Here is a 22190-nt window from a genome sequence, read left to right as displayed (position 1 = left end):
TCCGGCATCATGCCTGTGCTATGTGGTGGCTATTCGACACAGCACGTAGGGAGCGTGCATGATTCTGGATCGGTTCCGGATCGACGGACAGGTAGCCATCGTGACCGGCGCGGGCCGGGGTATCGGTGCCGCGATCGCCATCGCGTTCGCTGAGGCGGGTGCGGATGTCGTCATCGCCGCGCGTACCAAGAGCCAGTTGGACGAGGTCGCCGAGCGTATTGCCGCTGTCGGTAGGCAGGCACATGTGGTGCCTGCCGATTTGAGCGATATCGATGCCGTGGCAGCTCTTGCCGAGACGGCGGTCGAGCGCTTCGGGCGGCTGGACATCGTGGTCAACAATGTGGGTGGCGCACTGCCGTGCCCATTGCTCGATACCACGCCGCAAGCGTTGCGGGAGGTTTTCGATTTCAATGTCACCACTGCGCATGCGTTGGTTCGCGCCGCGGTACCGCGGATACTCGACACCGCGGGCGGCGGTTCGATTCTGAACATTACTTCCGTGATAGGACGATTGTCCGGGCGCGCGTTCGCCGCGTACGGCACCGCCAAGGCCGCCCTTGCGCACTACACCGAGCTTGCCGCGCTCGACCTCAATCCACGGATCCGGGTGAACGCGATAGCGCCCGGCGCGATTCTGACCTCCGCGTTGGAGATCGTCGCAGGCAACGACGCGATGCGCACCGAACTGGAAGCCAAGACTCCACTGCATCGCATCGGCGAACCCGAAGATATCGCCGCGGCCGCGCTCTATCTGGTCGCACCGGCAGGGCAGTACCTCACCGGCAAGATACTCGAGCCCGATGGCGGTTTGCTCATTCCCAACCTCGACTTCCCGATCCCGGATCTGTGACATGACATATCGCGTAGTGCAATGGGGTACCGGCAATGTCGGCAGACATGCCTTGGCCGGTGTCATCGCCCATCCCGACCTGGAACTGGTCGGCGTTCGAGTCTCCGGCTCCGCCAAAGACGGCATGGATGCCGGAACGCTCGCGGGGATCGACCACGCGGTCGGTGTCGCCGCGACAACCGACACAGAGGCAGTGCTCGCGGCTCGTCCGGACTGTGTCGTCTACTGCTCGATGACCGATAACCGGCTTGTCGAGGCGGTGCAGGATCTCCAGCGCATCCTCGCCGCCGGGGTCGATGTCGTCGCCTGTGCTCCGGTGTTCTTCCAGTACCCCTATGGCGTGCTCCCGGATGAGCTGTTGAAGCCGGTACAAGAGGCTGCCGCGCAAGGGAATTCGTCGCTGTGGGTCAACGGTATCGATCCCGGTTTCGCGAACGATCTGCTTCCGCTCGCACTCGCGGGCACCTGCCTGCGTATCGATCAGGTGCGATGCCTGGAGATCGTCGATTACGCCAGTTACGACAATCGCGAGGTCATGTTCGACATCATGGGTTTCGGCAAGCCTGTCGACGACATTCCCATGTTGCTGCAACCCGGGGTACTTTCGCTCGCGTGGGGTGGCACGGTCCGCCAGCTCGCCGCGGGAATCGGCGTCGGCCTCGATGCCGTCACCGAGACATATGAGCGGATTCCCGCGCCGGAGTCGTTCGATATCGCGACCGGGCATATCGCCGAGGGCACTGCCGCCGCATTGCGTTTCGAGGTACGCGGCATGGTCGGTGCTGAACCGGTCACGGTGCTGGAGCATGTGACAAGGTTGCGTCCGGACTTGTGCCCGGACTGGCCGCTGCCCGCGCACCCAGCGGGTTCCTACCGAGTCGAGATCACCGGTGAGCCGTGTTACGCGATGGATCTGGTGACCTCGAGCCGTAATGGTGACCACAACTACGCGACCCTGCTGGCCACCGGCATGCGTATTGTCAATGCCGTTCCCGCTGTGGTCGCGGCACGTTCCGGAATTCTCACCGCGCTCGATCTTCCGCTGATCACCGCACCGGCGGCCCGCCAGAAGCATTGAGGGCGCACGGCCGTCTGTGCTACGGGATGGTCACCTGGTATCCGGGCGTCGCGGTCCGGTTATGCAGTACGCAGCGCAGACAGTGCGCGTTCGACATCGTCAGTGCTGTTGTAGAGATGGAAGGAGAACCGGACCAGGCCCGCTCGCGCTGAGGCGATCACCTCCGCCTCCGCCAGCTGGTCCACCAGGTCTGCCGTACCGGGTATACAGACGATGGGGGAGCGCGCGGGAATCGGCTCGTAACCCAGTGCGCGTAATCCGTCGCGGAACTGTTCGGCCAGTTCGAGGTTGTGTGCGCCGATCTTGTCGACGGTGATTTCCTCGATCAAGGACAGTCCGGCCGATGCGGCCACAACGCCGAGCCAATCCGGCGTCGCGTCGTAGCGCCGCGCTGTGGCGGGCAGTGCGATCGGATGATAGAGCTCGGCCCAGCGATCTTCGGCGGCGTACCAGCTGGAGCCGATCGGTCGTAGTTGGGTAACGAGTTCCGGTGCTACCGCGAGGAACGAGACGCTGCGCGCGCCGATAAGCCATTTGAAGCTGGCGCAGACCCAGTAGTCCGCGTCGGCGAAGCGCAGTGGCAGCCAGCCCGCGGCCTGGGTGGCATCTACCAGCAACCGTGTGTCGTTGGCCTTGGTGGCCGCGCGCAGTTCGGCGAGGTCGACGACGCGGCCATCGGCTGATTGGACCACGCTCACCGCCACCAGCGCGGTCTCCGGTCGCACCTGTGCGGCCAGCTCCGCCAGTGGCGCGAAGCGTACGACGAGATCATCCCGGTATACGAAAGGCATTGATACCGAGGAGAACTCACCTTCGGCCAGTAGCACCTCCGCACCTGGTGGCAATGCGGTGGCCACCGGGGCGATCAGGCCGGCGACACCGCTACCGAGTGCGATATCGTCGGGGTTCGCTCCTGTGAGCAGGCGAGCGAACCCCGCGCGCATATCGGGCACCAGATGATCCATCGCCGCCGGTCCGCCCCGGCCTGCTGCCCAGTTCGTGTCGGTCGCGCGCACAGCGGCCAGCGCGCGGGCCGACGGCAGACCGTAAGAGGCCGTGTTCAGATAGGTGGTTTCGGGTAGGTACTCATTCGGAGTCAGCGAGGACATATCAGCAGCATCTGCTGTCGCTGGCCGGTCGTCCAGTGCCGGTGCGGGAAAAGTGGACTGATTCGTCGGTGTCGAGTTCATCCGAGCCATCGCCGCCTCCTCCCGCAGGCTTCTCGCTCTCTCGGTCCTCGGCGACATACCGCACCGACCATGTGCGGGGGCCCTCCATGCACACGAACATTCCGAACGCCGCACCACTGATCCCGGATTGCGCCGGTACAGCAACCTTGACCTCCGGTGCCTGGTATCTGGTTATCCGTTATCCAGACCCCGATACCCGTTGCCGGGCAACCACAGTCACCTCGCGGACCTGCCTGTCGGAAATCTGGTTCCAGGTCCGAGGCGGATATCGGACGACAACAGACCGGGGATTCGTTGTGGAACTGCGATCGGGGATTCGTTGCGGAACCATCACCGTCGGTGGGTTACTGGAGACAACGGTGTCGCGACCACGCCGACATCTGTTGCAGAACAACCTTTTCTCTGTTCGGAGGCATCCGATGGCGCCGGTGCTCACCTCACTCAACCCGAGTTCCGGTCCCGCAGCCGGGGGCAATACGGTGGAGATCGTCGGCAGTGGGTTCGCCGGTGCCGGTCCACTGTCCGTGCGGTTCGGTACAACGGCAACCACCTTCACCATCGTCTCGGATACCCAGATCAACGCCATCGCTCCACCCGGCACCGGTACGGTCGAGGTCACCGTTCAGGCGCTGCTGGACGGCACGAGCAATCCACTGCCCTACACCTACGGCGGTGCCGGCCTGCTGTTCTTCACCGACGTCGGCTTCCCCCTCGGCAATGTGTATTCGGTGCCGCAAACCGGTGGCATACCAACTCTGCTGGCGTCCGGACTGAGCGTTCCCACAGGTCTCACCCGGGTCGGTAGCCTCCTCTACATCTGCGAGTTCGGGGCCGGTCGGGTGTCGACGTTGCCGGTCGCCGGTGGCACACCGACTCCTCTGGTGACGGGGTTGTCGAGCCCTTGGGGTATCACGGTCTCCGGTGGCACCCTGTTCATCGCCAATCGCGGCACCGGTCAGGTGGTGTCGGCGCCGATCACCGGAACCGCGACCCCCACGGTGATCGCCACCAGCCCCACCAGCGTATTCGGGATCACCGATGGGTCGCCGACGCAACCGGGGGGCGCACCGTTTGCGCCTGCCCTTCTGGCGACACCGGTGCTCACCTCGCTCAACCCGAGCTTCGGTCCCGCAGCCGGGGGCAATACGGTGGAGATCGTCGGCAGTGGGTTCGCCGGTGCCGGTCCACTGTCCGTGCGGTTCGGTACAACGGCAACCACCTTCACCATCGTCTCGGATACCCAGATCAACGCCATCGCTCCACCCGGCACCGGTACGGTCGAGGTCACCGTTCAGGCGCTGCTGGACGGCACGAGCAATCCACTGCCCTACACCTACGGCGGTGCCGGCCTGCTGTTCTTCACTGATATCAGCGTCCCCGGCAATGTGTATTCGGTGCCGCAAACCGGTGGTACACCAACCCAGCTGGCAGTCCTGGGCAATACTGCGGGCCTCGTCCGGGTCGGTAACCTCCTTTACATCTGCGAGTCCCAATTCGGTCGGGTATCGACAGTGCCGGTCACTGGTGGCACTCCGACCCCTTTGGTGACCGGTCTGTCGGGCCCTGCGGATATCACCGTTTCCGGGAGCACTTTGTTCATCACCAACGCAGGCACCAACCAGGTGGTGTCGGCGCCGATCACAGGAACCGCGACTCCCACCGCCATCGCCACCAGCCCCACCGACGTATCCGGGATCACGATTTGAGTGTCGGCCGGACTGTGTGGCACGGCCGAAATCCCTCGGACTGTTGCCGAACAGCTCCTCGGGGAGGCTACAGCTGATACAACCGGACGAGCAGCCAGGTGTGGCCGCGCTGGCGGACACGGTTACGTTCGTCCGCACGAAACCACCATTGTCCATCGCTGCGAGTCACACCAGCGGTGACCGGTTACTGTTCGGTGGCCCACATATTGGACAGCAGGTGGAAACTCGGTGTGTCAGACAGCGCTTGCGTTGATTCGTAGATGCGTTGGTAGCCGGTGGTGGTGATGCGCCACTGGTCGTCGGCGTCGCGGCGGTAGGTGTCGGTGTAGTACCCGGCGCCTCGGATCAGTACACCGTGCTCGGTAGCGATCACGGTGTCTTCGAAAGCCCATGAACCTGTGGCTTTTTCGCCGTCGACTCGGATCTCCGGGTGATCGGCGATGTGCACGGTGACGATCGATGGGCCGAGATTCTCCCGCATGAACGCGGTGATAGCGGCGCGGCCGTCCAGATGCAGCGGCTCGCCTACCGCATGGGTGCCGTAGCGTCCGATCGCATCGACGGTGAGGGTGTCGGCGAACTCGTCCCACTGTTTGAGGTCGAGGGTCCGGAAATAGCGGTACTTCAGTTGGCGGATGGCTTCGATGGCGTCGAGATCCATTGCTAGAGCCTGGCATGCGCGGATCCCCCATGGTTGTGTTTTGCGGTAGCCGGTTCCGACATGCTGTGCGGTGATATCACCGCGGGGATATCGGCCCGATACCGGGGGTGCGCACCACCAGAAGGAGCCCGGGGCGATGATCGCCGCGGGATCGACGGTGGTGCGCTGCCGCTCGTAGGTGATCAGGCGAGTTTCGCCGCCAGCGCACGTCCGGCGGCCCGGCCGGAGAAGATGCACCCGCCGAGGAAAGTGCCCTCGAGGGCGTTGTAGCCGTGGACGCCGCCGCCACCGAATCCGGCGACCTCACCCGCGGCGTACAGGCCGGGGAACGCTGTGCCATCCGGCCTGATCACCTGGGAATCCAGATTGGTCTGTAAGCCGCCGAGAGTCTTGCGGGTGAGGATGTTGAGCCGCACGGCGATCAGCGGTCCGGCGGCCGGGTCGAGGATCCGGTGCGGTGTGGCCACCCGGCCGGCCTTGTCGCTGAAAGACCGACGCGCGTTGGCGATCGCCATCAGCTGACTGTCTTTGCTGTATTTATTGGCCAGCTGGCGGTCGCGGGCGATGATCTGGCGCTCCAGATCGGCATAGTCCAACTGGGGGCGTTGCCCATCCTGCCCTGCCCGCCCGAGCTTGTTCATGCCATCGACCAGCTCCCGCAGGGTGTCGGCGACCACGAAATCGACACCGTGCTGCTTGAACGCTTCTACCGGGCCCGGCGCTCCCTTGGTGAGCCTGCTCTTCAGCGTGAGTTTGAGATCCTTGCCGGTAACGTCCGGATTCTGTTCGGAGCCCGAGAGCGCGAATTCCTTCTCGATGATCGACTGGGTGAGGACGAACCAGGAGTAGTCGTAACCTGACCGCAGGATCTCCCGCATCGTGCCGAGGGTGTCGAATCCGGGGAAATACGGTGCGGGCAGCCGCTTTCCGGTGGCATCGAACCACATCGAGGACGGGCCGGGAATGATCCGGATAGCATGGTCGGGCCAGATCGGATCCCAGTTGATGATGCCCTCGGTGTAGTGCCACATGCGGTCCCGGTTGACGATGGCCCCGCCCGCCGCCTCGGTAATGCCGAGCATCCGCCCGTCGACGTGGGCGGGAACCCCGGAGATCAGCGTCTCCGGGCACGGGCCGAGCCGCTCGGTGGGCCAGTTGCGCCGGATCAGCTCATGGTTGTGTCCGATCCCACCGGAGGTGACGATCACGGCTTTCGCGCGGAATTCGAATTCGCCCACCTTGTTCCGGGACGAGGCCCGGCCACGTTCCAGATCGGAGTCCTCCAGTACTGTGCCGCGCACGCCGACCACCGCGTCGTCGGCCACGATCAGTTCGTCTACCTGGTGGCGGAAGCTGAAACGGACCAATCCCCGCCGTTCGCCCTCCAGCACCGGTTCGGCGAAGACCCGGACCACCTCGGGGCCGGTTCCCCAGGTGATGTGGAAGCGCGGCACCGAATTACCGTGGCCATCGGCGAAGCCGCCACCGCGCTCGGCCCAGCCGACCATCGGCAGTACCCGCAGCCCGAGATCGCGGAGATAGTCCCGCTTCTCCGTAGCCGCGAACCGCACGTACGCCTGCGCCCACTGCCTGCCCCAGTGGTCCTCGTCCTCGCGATCGAATCCGGCCGAGCCCAGCCAATCCTGGAGTGCGAGATCGTAGGAATCCTTGATGCCGAGGCGGCGTTGTTCCGGGCTGTCGACGAGAAAGAGACCGCCGAGCGACCAGAACGCCTGCCCACCCAGGTTATGGCGATTCTCCTGGTCGAGTATGTGTACCGTGCGACCGGCCTTGGCCAGTTCGTATGCGGCCACCAGGCCGGCCAGTCCGGCGCCGACGATGAGGACGTCCGCTTCCGGTGCGGCATCGGGATTGTTATGGGACATGTTCATCCTTCGGTTGCGGTGCTGTAGGCCAATACGACGTGATGGAAGAGTTCGGTGCGCCGTGCGCGCACGACGTGACTGTCCGGCTCCAGCAGTATCTGCACACTGGTGCCGTCGTGGACGGCGATGAGCGCCTGACCGAACCCCTCCGGATCGGACACACTGCGGCCTGCCCTGGTGAGCGCGGCGACGATCGTCGGCATGAGAGCCGCCACGATGGCTTCCTCGCGCGCGACCATCACCCGGCGCAACGCGGGGGTACGCAGGGCATACGCGGTGAACTCGGCGGTGATCCGATACCAGCCCGCATCGATCGGGACGGCTCGCTCCAGCTGTTCGACCGCGGTGCGGACGTCCTCGGTGCCGTCTGCCGCGATCTCGTCGAGAATGCCGCCCGCTTCGGCGAGCATCGCTGTGGAGCGTTGCTCCCACATAGCCAGGAACAGCTCATCCAACGAGCTGAAGTTCGAGTAGAACGCACCGCGGGTGAAGCCGGCCCGCTCGCATACCCGTTCCACGGTGGCGCGCCCGAACCCCTCCTCGGCGAAGGTCTCATAAGCGGCGGTGAGCAGCCGGTTTCTGGTTTCGGCGCGGCGCCGGGTGACCCGAACGGGCGCGGGGTGCGCGGCGTCGGACGCCATCGGCCATCTCCTCGATAGGTTCCGGCGGTCTGCCTCCGCCGATTGGATACAGATCTGTATTCAATACGAAAATGTATCAGAAATACGCGGGTGTGGGGAGTCAAATCGGCGAGTACAGTGACCTCGGTATCCCCGGCCCTGCCGGGATATCTGGTCCGTATCGAGCCGATCGGTGCGAGGTGATCCTGCGATGAGCGAGGCCCGCGGCAGTACCACCACCATGCGTTCCTGGCGGGTGCGCATGCCGGGGCCGATCGAAGGCGGGGCGTTGGTCGCCGAGCGCACGCCGATCCCGGAGCCCGCGCCGGATGAGCTGCTGGTGCGGGTGCTGGCCTGCGGCGTATGCCGGACCGATCTGCATGTGGCGGAGGGGGATCTTCCGGTGCACCGGGCAGGGGTTGTGCCGGGGCACGAGGTCGTCGGGGAAGTCGCCGTGGTCGGGTCCGCAGTGCGGGCGGAGGGGTTCGCCGTCGGAGATCGGGTTGGCATCGCCTGGCTGCGGCATACCTGTGGGATATGCAAATTCTGTCTACGTGGAGCCGAGAACCTTTGCCCACGTTCGCTTTATACGGGCTGGGATACCGATGGTGGCTACGCGGAGTTCGCTTGTGTGCCCGCGGCGTACGCGCTGCGCCTGCCCGCCGGTTACTCCGATATCGAGACCGCGCCGCTGTTGTGCGCGGGCATCATCGGGTATCGGGCACTGGGACGAGCCGATGTACCGCCGGGAGGGCGACTCGGGATCTATGGTTTCGGTGGTAGCGCCCATATCACCGCCCAGGTCGCGCTCGCCAGGGGCATCGAGGTGCATGTGATGACCCGCGATCCCGCCGCGCGGGAACTCGCTTCCGCCCTGGGGGCGGCATCGGTGCAGGGAGCGGCCGATCCGCCTCCGGTGCAGTTGGATTCGGCGATCATGTTCGCGCCCGTCGGCGAGTTGGTGCCGCCCGCGTTGGCGGCGCTCGATCGCGGTGGTGTGCTCGCCATCGCCGGTATCCACCTCAGTGACATTCCCGCGCTGAACTATCAGCGGCATCTGTTCCAGGAACGGGAGATGCGCTCGGTGACTGCCAATACCCGCTCCGATGCCCGAGAATTCCTCGCTTTCGCCGGTGTGCACCGAGTACAACTGACCACACACAGGTACGCGCTGGATGTGGCTGATCGGGCGCTGGCCGATCTCGCGCATGGACGATTCTCGGGTGCGGCGGTTCTGGTCCCCTAGGATGGGTCGATCCGTGGCTCGGAGCCCTCCGGTTCGATGCCGCGACACAGCACAGGTCTCTCGCCGTACAACCGCCGCGCGCGATCGACCTCTTCCGCAACAGTCTGAAAACGGACAAAATCAGACCACCAAACCCCTTGCCCGGCAATGGTTACCAGGGCGTTAATGGAATCAGCCGGGCCAACAACATACGTCGGGCACCCCCCGGTGAACGGTAACCAGCACACTCACCCAAGGGGCCTGTCATGCCTACCATCACCGCTATCTTCCCGACATCCGGTCCGCCGTCGGGTGGGAACTTCGTTGTCATCACCGGCACCGGGTTCGTCGGCCCGACCTCGGTCTACTTCGGTGGCACCGCGACCACCTTCGTCCAGGACAACCCCGCCCAGATCACCGCACTGGCCCCACCCGGATCCGGCACCGTCCTGGTCACCGTGATCAACTCCGGTGGAGTCAGCAACGGCGTGCCCTACACCTACGGTGTGCCCGCGGTACCGACCCTGACCGCGATCGCGCCCTCTTCGGGTCCGACCACCGGCGGCACCGTCGTCGTACTCACCGGCACCAACCTCACCGGGGCCACCGCGGTTACTTTCGGTGGGACACCGGCGACTTCGTTCACCGTGAACTCGGCCACCCAGATCACCGCTATCGCGCCCCCAGGCGTGGCCGGTACGGCCGCGGTCACCGTGACTACAGCGGGTGGCACCAGTACCCCGATCGGTTATATCTATATCGGAGTGCCGACTCTGCTCGCGCTCAGCCCGACCTCGGGTTCGGTCACCGGCGGTACCGTCGTCGTACTCACCGGTACCGGTTTCACCGGGGCCACCGCGGTCACCTTCGGGATCACACCGGCGACCTCGTTCACCGTCGACTCCGACACCCAGATCACCGCCACCGCTCCTCCCGGGACGGCTGGTGTGATCGGGGTTACGGTGACCACGCCGGGTGGAGTCGCCGGACCGGCCCTCTACACCTATCTCCCGGTACCGGTCGTCACCGTGATCGCCCCGACCAGCGGTCCGGCGGCCGGTGGTACCCCCGTGCTGATCTCCGGCACCGGCTTCACCGGGGCCACCTCGGTGGCATTCGGTGTAATACCGGCAACGTTCGTGGTCAACTCCGATAGCAGTATCAGCGCGATCTCTCCGGTGGGCTCTCCCGGACTCATCGTATTGGTCAACGTCACTACCCCAGGAGGAATCGGCGTAGGACCGGCCTTCATGTATCTATAGCGGCTACCGGTGCCTCCGGGAGTGGTGCTGGTGTAGGGCGACCTCTACCAGCACCGTCTTCCGGAGAGCTGCTCAGGTAACCGCAGCGATATCACGTACGCGGCGGGTGCGCGTCCCTTTGCCGGGCCACGCGCCCGCCGCACCCCGTGCAGGTATGCCGAACGGATTGCCCCAGGGCAACCACGATCGGTGACAAGCGACTGATCAGCGGACCGGATACCGACCGTCCGGACGGTGGCCTTCGCGGTGGCGGCCATCGTGCTGATCATTTCGCGTCAGCCGGGTGGCTACCACTGCACGCCGGGGACGATGCGGGCGACGCGGGCCGCGGGGCCTGGCATGGACATGAGTGGCATGATCACCGGGGCCAGTGCGGATAGCGGACCGGGGCGCGGTGCGGCGCCAGCGGCGACGGGTTTCCCTTCCGGTGCCGTATGACTGTGATCTCGGTGATCTCCTTGCGCGGCACGGGATTCCCCGAACAGCCGGTATCCCTGGTGCAGGATCTGCCGTTTCACCGATGGCATGAGCAGCTCGACCGCTTGGGCGAAGGTGCCGACCGGTGTGTCGATCCGGTGCGGGCGGTCCTCCAGTGCGCGGAGCACAATGGCGGCCGCTTGTTCCGGATCGGGGACCGGGAGGGAACGGTACAGATCGGTCGGTGCGATCATCGGGGTGCGTACCAGTGGCATCCGTACCGAAGTGAACGTGATTCCGGCATCCCGGTTCTCGACCGCCGCGATCTCGCTGAAGTTGTCCAGCGCCGATTTACTCGCCACATAGGCGGCGAACCGAGGCACCTTGGTCTGCACCGCGATCGAGGAAATGTTGACCACATGCCCGAACCGGCGTGCCCGCATGGACGGCAACAGGCCGAGGATCAGCCGCACGGCACCGAAATAGTTCACCGCCATGGTGCGCTCGAAGTCGTGCATCCGTTCGGTGGAGTTGAGCACCGAACGGCGGATCGAACGGCCCGCGTTGTTGACCAGATAGTCGACGTGGCCGTGGTCGTCGAGCACGCACTGGACGAGTTTCTCGACCGCCTCGGAGTCGGTGATATCGCACGGATAGGCGTATGCCGCATAGCCTTCCGCGTTGATGGCCGCGGTCGCGGCGGCCAGATCGTCGCGACCGCGGGCGACCATGAGCACCGTGGCGCCCCGACGGGCGACCGCGTGCGCGGTGGCCAGCCCGATACCAGAGGAGGCGCCTGTGATCAGCACAGTCCGGCCTGCGAGCGGATCAGCGCCGACGGACACCCGGCCGCGCAACGGGTCGAGATGGTCGCGCCAGTACTGCCACAGGCGCTCGGCATAACTGCTGAACGGTGGCACGCTCAGACCCGAACCGCGTAACTGAGCGCGGGTGGAGTCGCTGATGAAATCGGCGGAGAACGAGGTGTGCGCGGCCACCGTGGCCGGAATACCCAGCTGTTCCAGCAGGAAATCGCGCATGTCCGGCACGAAGGGGAGACGGGCGAGCCCGCTGAGTGTCAATCCGCTGCCTGGCACTGTGCCGATACCGGTCGGTGCCCCCGCCGCCGTGGCCAGCGCGCCGTATACCTCGCCGAACGGCTGCGGTTCCGGGTTGACCAAGTGGAAGGTGCGCCCGTCCAGGCCGGGGCGGCGGATGAGTTCGACCATGGCGGCCGAAACATAATCGACCGGAACGATATTGGTGGCACCGAGATCGGGCAGCGGCATCGGCAGGGCGGACGGTAGCGCACCGAGCTTGGCGATCGCGTTGAAGAAGTAGTACGGGCCGTCGATCTTGTCCATCTCGCCGGTACGGGAATCGCCGACGATGATAGCGGGCCGGTACACCCGCCAGCGCACCCCGCTCGACTGCCGCACGAGCTTTTCGGCAGCGAATTTGGTGCGATGATACGGCGAGGTCAGGCGCTGGCCGAGATCGAAGTCCTCTTCGAAGAACTTGCCCTTGTGGTCGCCGGCCACTGCGACAGAGGAGACATGGTGCAGTACCGCGCCGAGCTCACCGGCCAGTGCCAGCACCGAGCGGGTGCCGGTGACATTGGCCGCGTGGGAGGTTTCCTCGTCGGCGGTCATATCGTAGACCGCCCCTACGTGGACAATGTGATCGGCTTGTGGTGCAGGGCAGGCCAGTCCGAGTCCATCCGCGGTGAGATCGCCGATCAGCGCGAAGGCCCGGTCACCCCCGCGCCAACTTGCCGCGAGCTCCGCGAATTTCGGGCGCGATGTCTCGCGCACCAGCACGTGGATGATCGCCTCTTGGTCATGATCCAGGAGATCCTGAACGATCCTCCTGCCCAGGAATCCGGTTCCGCCTGTCACGATGTAGGTAGCCATCGCACTCTCCTGCCGTTCACTCGAACCGTGTTGTCGCACAAGTTATCCGGCATGCGGCAGTGAATGCGGACAGCTGTTCGGCCCCATGGCAGTCCGCCGGGCCGAAAGTAGGAACACCCTCGTCCTGACTTACTACTGAACGGTAATCGACCGCGACTGGTACCGGCAAGCAATCGTGTCCTGTTCGATATGTGGGACCGGTCACCATCAGGGCAGGTCAAAGGGTATGTGTTACAAAAATTTCCAGGTATCGACAGAGGTGGACGGCGGCTGAGCAACCGCATAGCGGTCGGCGATCTCCACTCGAATGTGTTGTCCCGGTCCGGGATTGTCCCGGCGGGAGTTGGCGTGACCCGCTGTGTGGGTGTCACGTGGCGAGATGGCATCGGTGGTATCGGCAGTATCGGTGGTGTGGCGATACCGTGCCGGGATGCGGTGAATGCCGCTGCGCGGTGGCCGGTGCCGGGCGGCGGGCAAATGTGCCGCTGTGGCGGCTCGGTGCGACGTGGGTCACTGTCGGTCGGACGGAGTTGTCACTCTCCCCTTACGGGAGGGTATGGTTTCTGTCGCTGAGCGATTGCTGATCGCCGATGCCCGGCAGTGCGGCCCGGATCGGTTCGGCCTTGTCGTGCCGAGGTCCGGCTCGGCTTCTCTTCGACCTCTTCGCCGATGAGCGGGTACTCATCGGCCGCGCGTGTGTGCGTGTGATCAGTGAACGGAGTACCGATGGTCTCGACGACTCATCGTCCCGACAGTGCCGAGGGTTCGGTGCTGGCGGCCATGCGCAACCCGAAGCGGTTGCGGATCGAAGCGCTGGCCGGGTTGGTGGTGGCGTTGGCGCTGATACCAGAGGCGATCTCGTTCTCCATCATCGCAGGCGTCGATCCGCGAGTGGGATTGTTCGCCTCGTTCACCATGGCGGTCACCATCGCCATCACCGGTGGGCGCCGGGCGATGATCTCCGCGGCGACCGGTGCGGTCGCGCTGGTGATCGCACCGGTCGTCAAAGAACACGGGATGGACTACCTGATCGCGACGGTATTGGCGGCAGGGTTGCTGCAGATCGTGCTGAGCGTGGCCGGGGTGGCGAAGCTGATGCGGTTCATCCCGCGCAGCGTGATGGTCGGCTTCGTCAACGCCCTGGCGATTCTGATCTTCCTGGCCCAGGTTCCGCATCTGCTCGGCGTGCCGTGGCTGGTCTATCCGATGGTCGCGGCCGGGCTGGCGGTCATGGTGTTCCTGCCGAAGCTGACCACTGTGGTTCCGGCTCCGCTGGTGGCGATTGTGGTGTTGACCGCGGCCACCATGGTGTTCGCGCTGGATATGCCGAATGTCGGTGATGAAGGTGAATTGCCGTCCAGCCTGCCGACGCTGTTGCTCCCGAATGTTCCCCTGACCCTGGAAACGGTGCGGATCATCGCCCCGTACGCGCTGGCGATGGCGTTGGTCGGTCTGCTCGAATCGCTGATGACGGCCAAGCTCGTCGACGACATCACCGACAGCCACTCCGATAAGACTCGCGAAGGGTGGGGGCAAGGCATCGCCAATATCGTCACCGGCTTCTTCGGCGGTATGGGTGGTTGCGCGATGATCGGCCAGACCATGATCAACGTCAAAGTGTCCGGTGCCCGAACCCGTATTTCGACCTTCCTGGCCGGTGTGTTCCTGTTGATCCTGGTGGTCGGTCTGGGCGGATTGGTCGCCCAGATCCCGATGGCGGCTCTGGTCGCGGTCATGATCATGGTCTCGGTCGGCACCATGGATTGGCATTCCCTCGCTCCGAAGACTTTGCGGCGTATGCCGATCGCGGAAACCAGCGTCATGCTTGTGACGGTCGCGGTCACTGTGGCCAGCCACAACCTGGCCTATGGCGTGATCACGGGCGTACTGACCGCGATGGTCGCGTTCGCCCACCGGGTCGCTCATTTCACCGAGGTCGTCGCGGTGCACGAAGCCGACACCGATCAGGACGGAGAGCGCGACACCAGGGTGTACCAGGTGCGTGGCGAGTTGTTCTTCGCCTCCAGCAATGATTTGGTCTACCAATTCGACTACCTCGGCGATCCGCGCAATATCGTGATCGACATGTCCGAAGCCCATATCTGGGACGCCTCCACGGTCGCCACTCTCGACGCGATCACAACCAAATACGCGGCCAAGGGCAAGAACGTGGAGATCATCGGGCTCAATCCGGCCTCGGAGGCGCGGCATGAACGACTGTCCGGTCATGTGGTCGGCGCCCACTGAGATGACGACCGGCGCCGACGGACAGTACCTGCAGATCGGGCAGGTGGCCGAACAGACCGAACTGTCGATCAAGTCGATCCGTTATTACGACGAGGTCGGTTTGGTGGCTCCCTCGGCCCGCTCGGCCGGTGGGTTCCGGCTCTACACCGAAGTCGATGTGGCACGACTGTTGGTGATCCGCCGGATGAAGCCGTTGGGTTTCACCCTGGCGGAGATGAAGCAACTGCTGGAAGCCTTCGAGGTACTCGACGATGACACCGCGACGGCTCGGCAGCGGGACCAGGCGACAGCATTCCTGCGCCGTTGCCGCGATAAGACGCGCGAGAGTGCCGGACGACTACGCCGTCAGCTCGCCTACGCCGAAGAGTTCACCGACCTGCTCACCACCCGCTCCACCGCGTCTGCCGGATATGTCGATTCCTGACCGGACCGGATGTGGCCTGCTCGGTGTGGTCGTGACCCGGCGTTCGGACAGCCGGAGAGCGGGTGGGGGTCGGGGCGGACTGCCCCTGGTGGTCGCCGGTGCGCGGCAGACAGTGGCCTAGCGAGCGGTGGTGAACTCCACGCCGAGCTCGTGGAAGACCGCGGCGTTCATGGTGAAGGCGCGTCTGCTCTCGTCGAGTACCCGGCGGCGTTCCGGCTCGTCGAGCGGCAGATGATCGAGCAGGGCGCGATACTCCCGCTTGAATGCCGCGGGATTGCCGACTCCCTCGAAGACATAGAAGCGGACACCATCGCCCCGGCGCGGCAGATTCCACAGCTTCTCCGCGGTGCCACGGATGACCTGGCCACCGGACAGATCGCCGAGGTAGCGGGTGTAGTGGTGGGCCACATAGCCCGCGGGCCACTCGCGGGCGCATTGTTCGATGCGCTCGGCGTAAGCGGCCGTCGCGGGCAGTGGTGCCAGGCCGGTGCGCCAGCCGGGGCCGAGGAGATGGGTGAGATCGCGCTCGAGTTCGGCAGTACGGGCGAGTTCCGGACGGATGAACGGCCCGGCGATCGGGTCGGTGGCCAGAGTGTCCGAGTGCCGCTCCAGTGCGTGGTAGATGAACCAGAGCTGGCCGGTATAGCGGTGATAGGACTCGACGCCGAGCGCCCCGCCCAGCATATCGCTCATGAATGGGGAGTTCTCCGCCGCCGCGTGTTGTTCGGCGGTGGCGTTACGGATCTGCTTCGAGAACGGCACTGCCTCCGACATGCTGGAACCACCTTAATCTCGCATCGGGCCGCCACCGAGTCTCGCTGCCCTGACCGGTTCGATAGCAGACTACCGGGCCGCCGCCGGGTGTGGCTGCGCCTCGCTCAGCGGGCGGGCGCCGAGCGCCGCCGCCGCCGGACGATCGGTCGCCGCAGCGAGCCGAACCGGCGCAATATCCGTGGCCTGCGCGCGGTCCTGTCGAACCATTCGCCGAGGGTGACGCCCGCCGCCAAGGCACAGCCGATGCCGACCGCCGCGAGCAACTGGTCGGCTCCGGCCAGCAGCTCGTCGTTGAGCAGGGCATAGAGCCCGCGGTAGACCTTGAGGCCGGGCAGGAGCGGAGTAATGCCCGCGACCGCGACCACGAGCGGAGGAGTCAATGCCCGGCGGGCCATCAGACCACCGGCCAGCCCGACCAGTGTCGCGGCGACCCCGGAGGAAACCACTGGACCGAATCCGGCCTGCTGCACCAGGAGGAAACAGATGATGCCCGCGGCGCCGCTGCAGGCCGCGGCGGCAAGCGCGCGGCGTTCGGCATAACAGGCGAGCGCGAAGGCCAGGGCGGCAATGGCGCCCGCGGCGATCTTCAGCGGCAGATCGGTGATATCGCGACCGGAGGTGAGGTAGACCAATGGCACGGTGGCATCGGCGAGATCGGCGATGCGCAACGCGAGCGCGATGCCCGCGATGATGCCGCCGGTCATCATCATCACTTCGAGCATACGAGCTGTCGCGGTGATAGGGGCGCCGGTTATCGCGTCCTGCACCGCACCGACCAGTTGTAAGCCACTGAGCAGCACGGTGATTCCCGCCGCGATGATCAGGGCCGGGTCGACGTCGATCTGTAGTCGCACGGCGAGACTCGCCAGCACGATGGCGGGTAGCGCCGCGATCGCGCCGCCGACCATGTGCTGGAAGAAGAACGGCAGACCATAGCGATTGAGAACACGGTTGGTGCGATCGATCGCCGCGGTGGTGACGAAACTGATCGCCGCGACGACCGCGCCTCCGCCGAGCAGTACGGCGATCGCCGCTGCCATGAGCGACCAGGCGGCGGTAGCGGACCAGCGGTGGTAGGGGTGCGGTGCCGAGGTGGTGGCATCCAGTGCGGCGCGCGCCGCACTGGGCGGGACCACCTCGTTACGGATCCGGCGGGTCAGCCGGTCCACTGCGGCCAGTCTGGTGAAATCCAGTGCGCGATAGTGCACGATCCGCATGGTGCTTGCCGGCGGTAGCTGGGGGCCGCGATCGGCCCAGATCCGGATGGCGTCATAGGTGACGTCGATACTGCAGCGGGGCAGGCCGTAGGTTGCGGCGATGAACCGTACCGTCGTGGTGGTATCCACCACACCGGTGCCGGAGGCGAGGACCACTTCGCCTACTCGAACCGCGAGATCGAGTACCTCGGCAACCTGGGCATCGTCGGTGAGGTCGATCGGTTGTATCGGAGTCGGCGCCGTGACGATGGTGTCCACGGTCGCCTGCCGGTCCGCGACCAACCGGCCGAAGGCCTGGCTCACCACAGGTATCGGACGGGTACGCCGCAGCCGCAGCCCGCGTCGCCAGCCGAGATGAACTACCCGATCTGTAGTGATACTTCCTCCAGAAGATACGTCAGGACCCATGGACGCGAACCTAGTCATTCGCTGTGTTGTCGGCATCCAGGTGGTCCGCCGATGGACGTATCGGTATCGGCCCAGCCGTTGGCCCGGCCGGGAAAACATGGTAGAACTTGTTCTAATTTTTCTGATGGGAGTGCAGGCGATGCGGTACGGAATCGTGTTGTTCACCAGCGATCGGGGCATCACCCCCGCAGAGGCGGCAGTGGCCGCCGAGCGTTCCGGTTTCGATACGTTCTATGTGCCCGAGCACACACATATTCCGGTGATCCGTGCGGCAGCGCATCCGCGCACCGGCGATGCGAGCCTGCCCGACGACCGGTATCTGCGTACCCTCGACCCATGGGTCGCGCTAGCGATGGCGGCGGCTGTGACCAGCCGTATCGGACTGTCCACTGCGGTGGCGTTGCCCGCCGAACACCATCCGATCACCTTGGCCAAGACCATCGCATCACTGGATCATCTCTCCGGTGGCCGGGTTCGCCTCGGTGTCGGGTTCGGTTGGAATACCGATGAGCTGGCGCATCACGGTGTGCCCGCGGGCAAGCGCAAGACTGTGTTGCGCGAGCATCTGGATGCCATGCGTGCACTCTGGACCGAGGAGGAAGCCGGTTTCGCCGGCGAGTTCGTGACATTCGGGCCGAGCTGGTCGTGGCCGAAACCGGTGCAGAAACAGATTCCGGTATTGCTGGGGGCGGCGGGTACCGAGAAGAACTTCACCTGGCTGGCCGAGCACGCCGACGGATGGATCACCACCCCCACCGAGGATGGACTCGACGAGAAGATCGCGATGTTGCATCGGGTCTGGCGCGAGCACGATCGCACGGACCCGCCCGAGGTCATCGCGCTCGCCGGTCGCCATGATGCGCAACAACTGGCACGGTGGGCCGAATCCGGCGTCACCGAAGTGGTTTTCGGACTGCCCGATCGTTCGGCGGATGAGGTACGGGCCTATCTCACCCGGTTGGCCGGGAAACTGGGGTTGGAGTCCGGCTGATGACGCGCTGAGCGTCGCGCACAGCAGCTGGTGCGCGCGGGCCCATGCCTGTGGCCGGTGCGCCTGCCCTCGCACCGGCCACAGGTGCCTGGATCAGCGCAGATCGCGCCGGTGGAACGTGGTGAAGCCGAAGCTGAGCAGTCCCACAGCGATCACGAGCAGCCACAGCACCGGTTGGGCCTGGAACTGCGCGCCGGGCAGTTTCGGTGGATGGATGAACGGGACCAGATCGATCATCCATTGGGGCAACCCGTCCAGCGAACCGAGGAAGAAGATCACCACCATGGCGCTGAGCACGCCCCAAGCGACCGGCGCGAACCGCGGCGCGGCACCGTAGAGGGCCATCGTGATACCGGTAACCACCCAGATCGCGGGTAACTGCACAGCCGCGGCGGCGAGCGAGCGCGGCAGCTCGGTACCAGGGTCGCCGACCGAGGCGCCATACACGATTCCGATCGCCGCGCTGGACACCAGCAGCACCACCGCTGGCCCGAGTAGTGCGAAGCCGATATGACTCAGCGCGTAGCGAGTGCGGCCGACCGCTCCGGACAGGGTGGCCTCGCTCCGGCCGCTGGACTCCTCATCGTGCAGCCGCAGGGTAGCCGAGATCGAATAGGCTGCCGCGGCCGCGGCCAACATGGTGATCGCGTAGGTGATGAAGGACTCCTGCAGCTGCTGCGAGCCACCGATCCGGGTGAACATATCGCGGATAGCGGGGTTGCTGTCGAACATATCGCCGATGCTGTTCGCCGCCCCGCCGATCAGTAAGCCGTACAAAGCGAAGCCGATCGACCAGGCCAGGAGCGTGCCGCGCTGCAGACGCCAGGCCAGTCCGAGCGGGCCGGACAGTTTCGGCCCGGCCGCGGCGGGGCCAGGACGTTCCGCGAGCAGCCCCGAGCCGAGGTCGCGACGACCGAGCAATGCGTACGCGATACCCGTTGCGAGCACCGCGACAGCGACCAGCGGAAGCAGGACCCACCAGCGTTCGTTCGCGTACGGGCGGATCTGCAGACACCATCCGATGGGGGAGAACCACGACAGCACACCGTTTCCGGCATCGCCGACCGCCCGGAGCGCGAAGGCGGCACCGAGTGTGCCCAATGCGATGCCGCGCGCCACCCGAGCACCTGCGCTCACCTGGGCGGCTACTGCCGCGACCGCGGCCCAGAGTATGCCGGAAGCCGCCAGTGCGGCCCCGAAGGCCACCGACCCGGCACCGGGCAAGTCGGTGGCGTAGAGCGCCACCGTGCACAGCAGACCGGCGCCGAGCGCTCCGGCGCAGGTCATGATCAGGGCGGCGGTGAGGCCCGCGTACCGGCCGATGCTGGTGGCGCCGACCAATTCCGCGCGCCCGGTTTCCTCTTCGACTCTGGTGTGCCGGATCACCGTCAGTACCGTGGCGATCGCGATCATGCTGTACAGGGCGCCTGCTTTCCAGGTGCCGATGGAACCGAGTGCGGAGCTGAACACCGGGCCGTACATAGCGATCAGCGCGGGGCTTGCCGCTGTGGTCCCCGCCAAGGTGTCCAGCGCGGACTGGGTGTTGTACAGATCCTTGATGCTGATCACCTGGAACGCGGGCATCAGGCCGATCACCAGCGTCCACAGCGGCAAGACGATCCGGTCTCGCCGCAGATACAGCCGCAGCAGCTGAACCGTGCCCGCGAAATCACCGGATTCGCCGAATACCGGTGCCGTGGTGACGCGGTCGGTGGTGAGTGTCATGCCCGCACCTTCTCTCCGGTGGCGGAGGCGGTCCCGGTGTTTTCGGTGCTCTCGCCGTCGATGCGGTAGTGGCGAAGGAACAGCTCTTCGAGCGTCGGTGGTGCGCTGGTCAGGCTGCGTACACCGGCGTCGCCGAGTGCCCGGATCAGCTCGCCGAGGTGTTCGCTGTCGACCTGGCAACGCAGGATGGCGCCATCGCGTTCGATGTCCTCGACGCCGGGGATGCTGCTGAGATCGCCTGGATCACCGTGTAATTCGGCAGTGATCGAGGTCCGGGACAGATGGCGGAGCTCGGACAGTGAGCCGCTCTCCACTGTGCGCCCGGCTCGGATGATGGTCACCCGATCACACAGCGCTTCCACCTCCGACAGGATGTGACTGGACAACAGGATGGTGGCGCCGCGCTGCTGTGCTTCGTGTACGCACTCCCGGAAGGTCTGCTCCATCAACGGATCCAGTCCGGAAGTCGGCTCATCGAGTAATAGCAGTCGCACATCGGAAGCCAGTGCGGAGATCAGCGCGACTTTTTGACGGTTGCCTTTCGAGTAGGTACGTGCCTTCTTGCGTGGGTCGAGGTCGAAGCGCTCGATCAGTTCAGCGCGTCGTCGCGGATTGATGTTGCCGCGCATCCTGGCCAGCAGGTCGATGATCTCGCCGCCGGATAGCGATGGCCAGAGCGTGACGTCGCCTGGAACGTAGGCCACCTCGCGGTGCAGGGCGACCGCGTCGGCCCACGGGTCGCGGCCGAGGAGCCGGGCCCGGCCCGCCGTAGCGCGCAGGATACCGAGCAACACCCGGATCGTGGTGGACTTTCCCGAGCCGTTGGGGCCGAGGAAGCCGTGGATCTCCCCGTCGGCGACGGAGAGGTTCAGCCCGTCCAGTGCGGCGACAATGCCGAAGGTTTTGCGCAGGTCGCGGACTTCGATGACGTCGGACATCACTGCTCCTTGATAAATGTGTCCAAGATCGTGGGATCGGTGAGCAGGCCCTGGGTGTAGAGCTCCAGGGCGGGCAGGGTGATTTCGTTCGAGAGTTCGCGAAGCGCCTTGCGATAGTCGATCTCCTCGCCGCGGTGCAGGCGCATCTGCATGGACAGCAGGGTTGCGCCGACATTCAGCATCACCAGATATCTGGCGCGAGCGACGGGATCCCGGCTCGGTTTGACGTTGCCCGCCTCGACCCCCTGCCGGAGATATTCCGCCGTATCGGAGATCATGTCCTCCAGCAGCGATTCCGCCATCGGCCCCCCTGCTTGGAGGCTGCGCATCATGTACGCGAACAAGGGTGCGTAGGAATCGATCTCGGCGAGGGCATCGAGCATGTTCATCGCGACGGACGACGCGGTGAGCGCCTTGATCTTCTCATCGCGGATCAGGTGCAACACCCGCGCATCGCAGGCGGCCCGTAGGCCGTCTTTGGAACCGAAGTGATGATTGACCAATCCGGGAGAGACGCCGGCGGCGGCGGCGATTTTTCGGATGCCGACCTGGAATCCGTGTTCGCCGAACAGCTCGATCGCGGTATCGCGAATGCGTGCCGCGGTGGTCAGATCTTCGGCGGGTCCTTGCGAAACGGGCTGTTGGCTATACACATGTA

The 22190-nt window shown here is 65.3% G+C and carries 18 protein-coding genes; 8 read left to right on the top strand and 10 right to left on the bottom strand.

Features of this window, described 5'->3' with window-relative positions; all coding sequences use genetic code 11:
- The first annotated feature begins 58 nt into the window (after positions 1-58).
- Entirely contained in the window at positions 59-850 is a 792-nt protein-coding gene (locus ACL02S_RS21245; protein ID WP_412804227.1) for an SDR family oxidoreductase, read from the top strand.
- Position 851: 1 nt separating this feature from the next.
- Positions 852-1928 carry an NAD(P)H-dependent amine dehydrogenase family protein gene (locus ACL02S_RS21240; protein ID WP_412804226.1) on the top strand — a complete coding sequence of 359 codons (1077 nt, stop codon included), beginning with the start codon at positions 852-854 and terminating at the stop codon, positions 1926-1928.
- 59 nt (positions 1929-1987) lie between these two features.
- Here the strand turns inward: ACL02S_RS21240 and ACL02S_RS21235 are convergent, their stop codons facing one another.
- The gene (locus ACL02S_RS21235) at positions 1988-3127 is read right to left on the bottom strand and encodes an aminotransferase class V-fold PLP-dependent enzyme (protein WP_412804225.1); all 1140 of its coding nucleotides are present in this window, start codon (positions 3125-3127) and stop codon (positions 1988-1990) included.
- Between the two features lie 410 nt (positions 3128-3537).
- Here ACL02S_RS21235 and ACL02S_RS21230 point away from each other — a divergent pair, with 410 nt between their 5' ends.
- Positions 3538-4824, top strand: a complete 1287-nt coding sequence (locus ACL02S_RS21230; protein ID WP_412804224.1) for an IPT/TIG domain-containing protein — start codon at positions 3538-3540, stop codon at positions 4822-4824.
- Positions 4825-5008: 184 nt separating this feature from the next.
- Here the strand turns inward: ACL02S_RS21230 and ACL02S_RS21225 are convergent, their stop codons facing one another.
- The 3 genes from ACL02S_RS21225 to ACL02S_RS21215 form a co-directional block, all read right to left on the bottom strand.
- Positions 5009-5485, bottom strand: a complete 477-nt coding sequence (locus tag ACL02S_RS21225) for a nuclear transport factor 2 family protein (RefSeq protein ID WP_412804223.1) — start codon at positions 5483-5485, stop codon at positions 5009-5011.
- Between the two features lie 182 nt (positions 5486-5667).
- The gene (locus tag ACL02S_RS21220; protein WP_412804222.1) at positions 5668-7371 is read right to left on the bottom strand and encodes an FAD-binding dehydrogenase; all 1704 of its coding nucleotides are present in this window, start codon (positions 7369-7371) and stop codon (positions 5668-5670) included.
- Between the two features lie 2 nt (positions 7372-7373).
- On the bottom strand, positions 7374-8012 hold the full coding sequence (locus tag ACL02S_RS21215; RefSeq protein WP_412804221.1) for a TetR/AcrR family transcriptional regulator: 639 nt from the start codon (positions 8010-8012) through the stop codon (positions 7374-7376).
- Between the two features lie 220 nt (positions 8013-8232).
- Between ACL02S_RS21215 and ACL02S_RS21210 the strand changes: the two genes are divergently transcribed.
- Both ACL02S_RS21210 and ACL02S_RS21205 read left to right on the top strand, forming a co-directional pair.
- A complete protein-coding gene (locus ACL02S_RS21210; protein WP_412804238.1) occupies positions 8233-9237 on the top strand; it encodes a zinc-binding alcohol dehydrogenase family protein in 1005 nt (334 codons plus the stop codon).
- A gap of 245 nt (positions 9238-9482) precedes the next feature.
- On the top strand, positions 9483-10478 hold the full coding sequence (locus ACL02S_RS21205; RefSeq protein WP_412804220.1) for an IPT/TIG domain-containing protein: 996 nt from the start codon (positions 9483-9485) through the stop codon (positions 10476-10478).
- 287 nt (positions 10479-10765) lie between these two features.
- Here ACL02S_RS21205 and ACL02S_RS21200 read toward each other — a convergent pair whose 3' ends face one another.
- Positions 10766-12808: an SDR family oxidoreductase gene (locus ACL02S_RS21200; protein ID WP_412804219.1), complete on the bottom strand. Its 2043-nt coding sequence runs from the start codon at positions 12806-12808 to the stop codon at positions 10766-10768.
- A gap of 726 nt (positions 12809-13534) precedes the next feature.
- Here ACL02S_RS21200 and ACL02S_RS21195 point away from each other — a divergent pair.
- Positions 13535-15055, top strand: a complete 1521-nt coding sequence (locus ACL02S_RS21195; RefSeq protein ID WP_412804218.1) for a SulP family inorganic anion transporter — start codon at positions 13535-13537, stop codon at positions 15053-15055.
- A complete protein-coding gene (locus ACL02S_RS21190; RefSeq protein WP_412804217.1) occupies positions 15018-15479 on the top strand; it encodes a MerR family transcriptional regulator in 462 nt (153 codons plus the stop codon). The genes ACL02S_RS21195 and ACL02S_RS21190 overlap by 38 nt, the downstream gene beginning before the upstream one ends.
- Before the next feature lie 117 nt (positions 15480-15596).
- Here ACL02S_RS21190 and ACL02S_RS21185 read toward each other — a convergent pair whose 3' ends face one another.
- Complete coding sequence (locus ACL02S_RS21185) at positions 15597-16253, bottom strand: biliverdin-producing heme oxygenase (protein ID WP_412804216.1); 657 nt, start codon at positions 16251-16253, stop codon at positions 15597-15599.
- A 104-nt stretch (positions 16254-16357) separates the two neighbouring features.
- Entirely contained in the window at positions 16358-17782 is a 1425-nt protein-coding gene (locus ACL02S_RS21180; RefSeq protein WP_412804237.1) for a threonine/serine exporter family protein, read from the bottom strand.
- 235 nt (positions 17783-18017) lie between these two features.
- Between ACL02S_RS21180 and ACL02S_RS21175 the strand changes: the two genes are divergently transcribed.
- On the top strand, positions 18018-18869 hold the full coding sequence (locus ACL02S_RS21175) for an LLM class F420-dependent oxidoreductase (protein ID WP_412804236.1): 852 nt from the start codon (positions 18018-18020) through the stop codon (positions 18867-18869).
- Between the two features lie 93 nt (positions 18870-18962).
- On the opposite strand, the gene ACL02S_RS21170 is transcribed toward ACL02S_RS21175, so the two are convergent.
- From ACL02S_RS21170 to ACL02S_RS21160, 3 genes are read right to left on the bottom strand one after another with little or no spacing between them, the layout of a single operon-like run.
- Positions 18963-20594, bottom strand: coding sequence for an ABC transporter permease (locus tag ACL02S_RS21170; protein WP_412804215.1), 1632 nt, complete (start codon positions 20592-20594; stop codon positions 18963-18965).
- Entirely contained in the window at positions 20591-21532 is a 942-nt protein-coding gene (locus tag ACL02S_RS21165) for an ABC transporter ATP-binding protein (protein ID WP_412804214.1), read from the bottom strand. The genes ACL02S_RS21170 and ACL02S_RS21165 overlap by 4 nt, the downstream gene beginning before the upstream one ends.
- The gene (locus ACL02S_RS21160) at positions 21532-22185 is read right to left on the bottom strand and encodes a TetR/AcrR family transcriptional regulator (RefSeq protein WP_412804213.1); all 654 of its coding nucleotides are present in this window, start codon (positions 22183-22185) and stop codon (positions 21532-21534) included. Before ACL02S_RS21160 ends, ACL02S_RS21165 begins: the two co-directional genes overlap by 1 nt.
- Positions 22186-22190: the final 5 nt, after the last annotated feature.

This window comes from Nocardia spongicola, assembly GCF_047200775.1.
Classification (GTDB): domain Bacteria; phylum Actinomycetota; class Actinomycetes; order Mycobacteriales; family Mycobacteriaceae; genus Nocardia.
The sequence above is the reverse complement of the archived record's forward strand: the minus strand, read 5'-3'. Positions and strand labels throughout refer to the sequence as shown.

Excerpts from the sequence above, each read along its gene's own strand:
- ACL02S_RS21175 (WP_412804236.1), top strand. The coding sequence starts at position 18,018 with ATGCGGTACGGAATCGTGTTGTTCACCAGCGATCGGGGCATCACCCCC.
- ACL02S_RS21165 (WP_412804214.1), bottom strand. The coding sequence starts at position 21,532 with ATGTCCGACGTCATCGAAGTCCGCGACCTGCGCAAAACCTTCGGCATT.
- ACL02S_RS21235 (WP_412804225.1), bottom strand. The coding sequence starts at position 3,127 with ATGGCTCGGATGAACTCGACACCGACGAATCAGTCCACTTTTCCCGCA.
- ACL02S_RS21195 (WP_412804218.1), top strand. The coding sequence starts at position 13,535 with ATGGTCTCGACGACTCATCGTCCCGACAGTGCCGAGGGTTCGGTGCTG.
- ACL02S_RS21220 (WP_412804222.1), bottom strand. The coding sequence starts at position 7,371 with ATGTCCCATAACAATCCCGATGCCGCACCGGAAGCGGACGTCCTCATC.
- ACL02S_RS21185 (WP_412804216.1), bottom strand. The coding sequence starts at position 16,253 with ATGTCGGAGGCAGTGCCGTTCTCGAAGCAGATCCGTAACGCCACCGCC.
- ACL02S_RS21215 (WP_412804221.1), bottom strand. The coding sequence starts at position 8,012 with ATGGCGTCCGACGCCGCGCACCCCGCGCCCGTTCGGGTCACCCGGCGC.
- ACL02S_RS21170 (WP_412804215.1), bottom strand. The coding sequence starts at position 20,594 with ATGACACTCACCACCGACCGCGTCACCACGGCACCGGTATTCGGCGAA.
- ACL02S_RS21210 (WP_412804238.1), top strand. The coding sequence starts at position 8,233 with ATGCGTTCCTGGCGGGTGCGCATGCCGGGGCCGATCGAAGGCGGGGCG.
- ACL02S_RS21225 (WP_412804223.1), bottom strand. The coding sequence starts at position 5,485 with ATGGATCTCGACGCCATCGAAGCCATCCGCCAACTGAAGTACCGCTAT.
- ACL02S_RS21190 (WP_412804217.1), top strand. The coding sequence starts at position 15,018 with ATGAACGACTGTCCGGTCATGTGGTCGGCGCCCACTGAGATGACGACC.
- ACL02S_RS21205 (WP_412804220.1), top strand. The coding sequence starts at position 9,483 with ATGCCTACCATCACCGCTATCTTCCCGACATCCGGTCCGCCGTCGGGT.
- ACL02S_RS21200 (WP_412804219.1), bottom strand. The coding sequence starts at position 12,808 with ATGGCTACCTACATCGTGACAGGCGGAACCGGATTCCTGGGCAGGAGG.
- ACL02S_RS21230 (WP_412804224.1), top strand. The coding sequence starts at position 3,538 with ATGGCGCCGGTGCTCACCTCACTCAACCCGAGTTCCGGTCCCGCAGCC.
- ACL02S_RS21240 (WP_412804226.1), top strand. The coding sequence starts at position 852 with ATGACATATCGCGTAGTGCAATGGGGTACCGGCAATGTCGGCAGACAT.
- ACL02S_RS21245 (WP_412804227.1), top strand. The coding sequence starts at position 59 with ATGATTCTGGATCGGTTCCGGATCGACGGACAGGTAGCCATCGTGACC.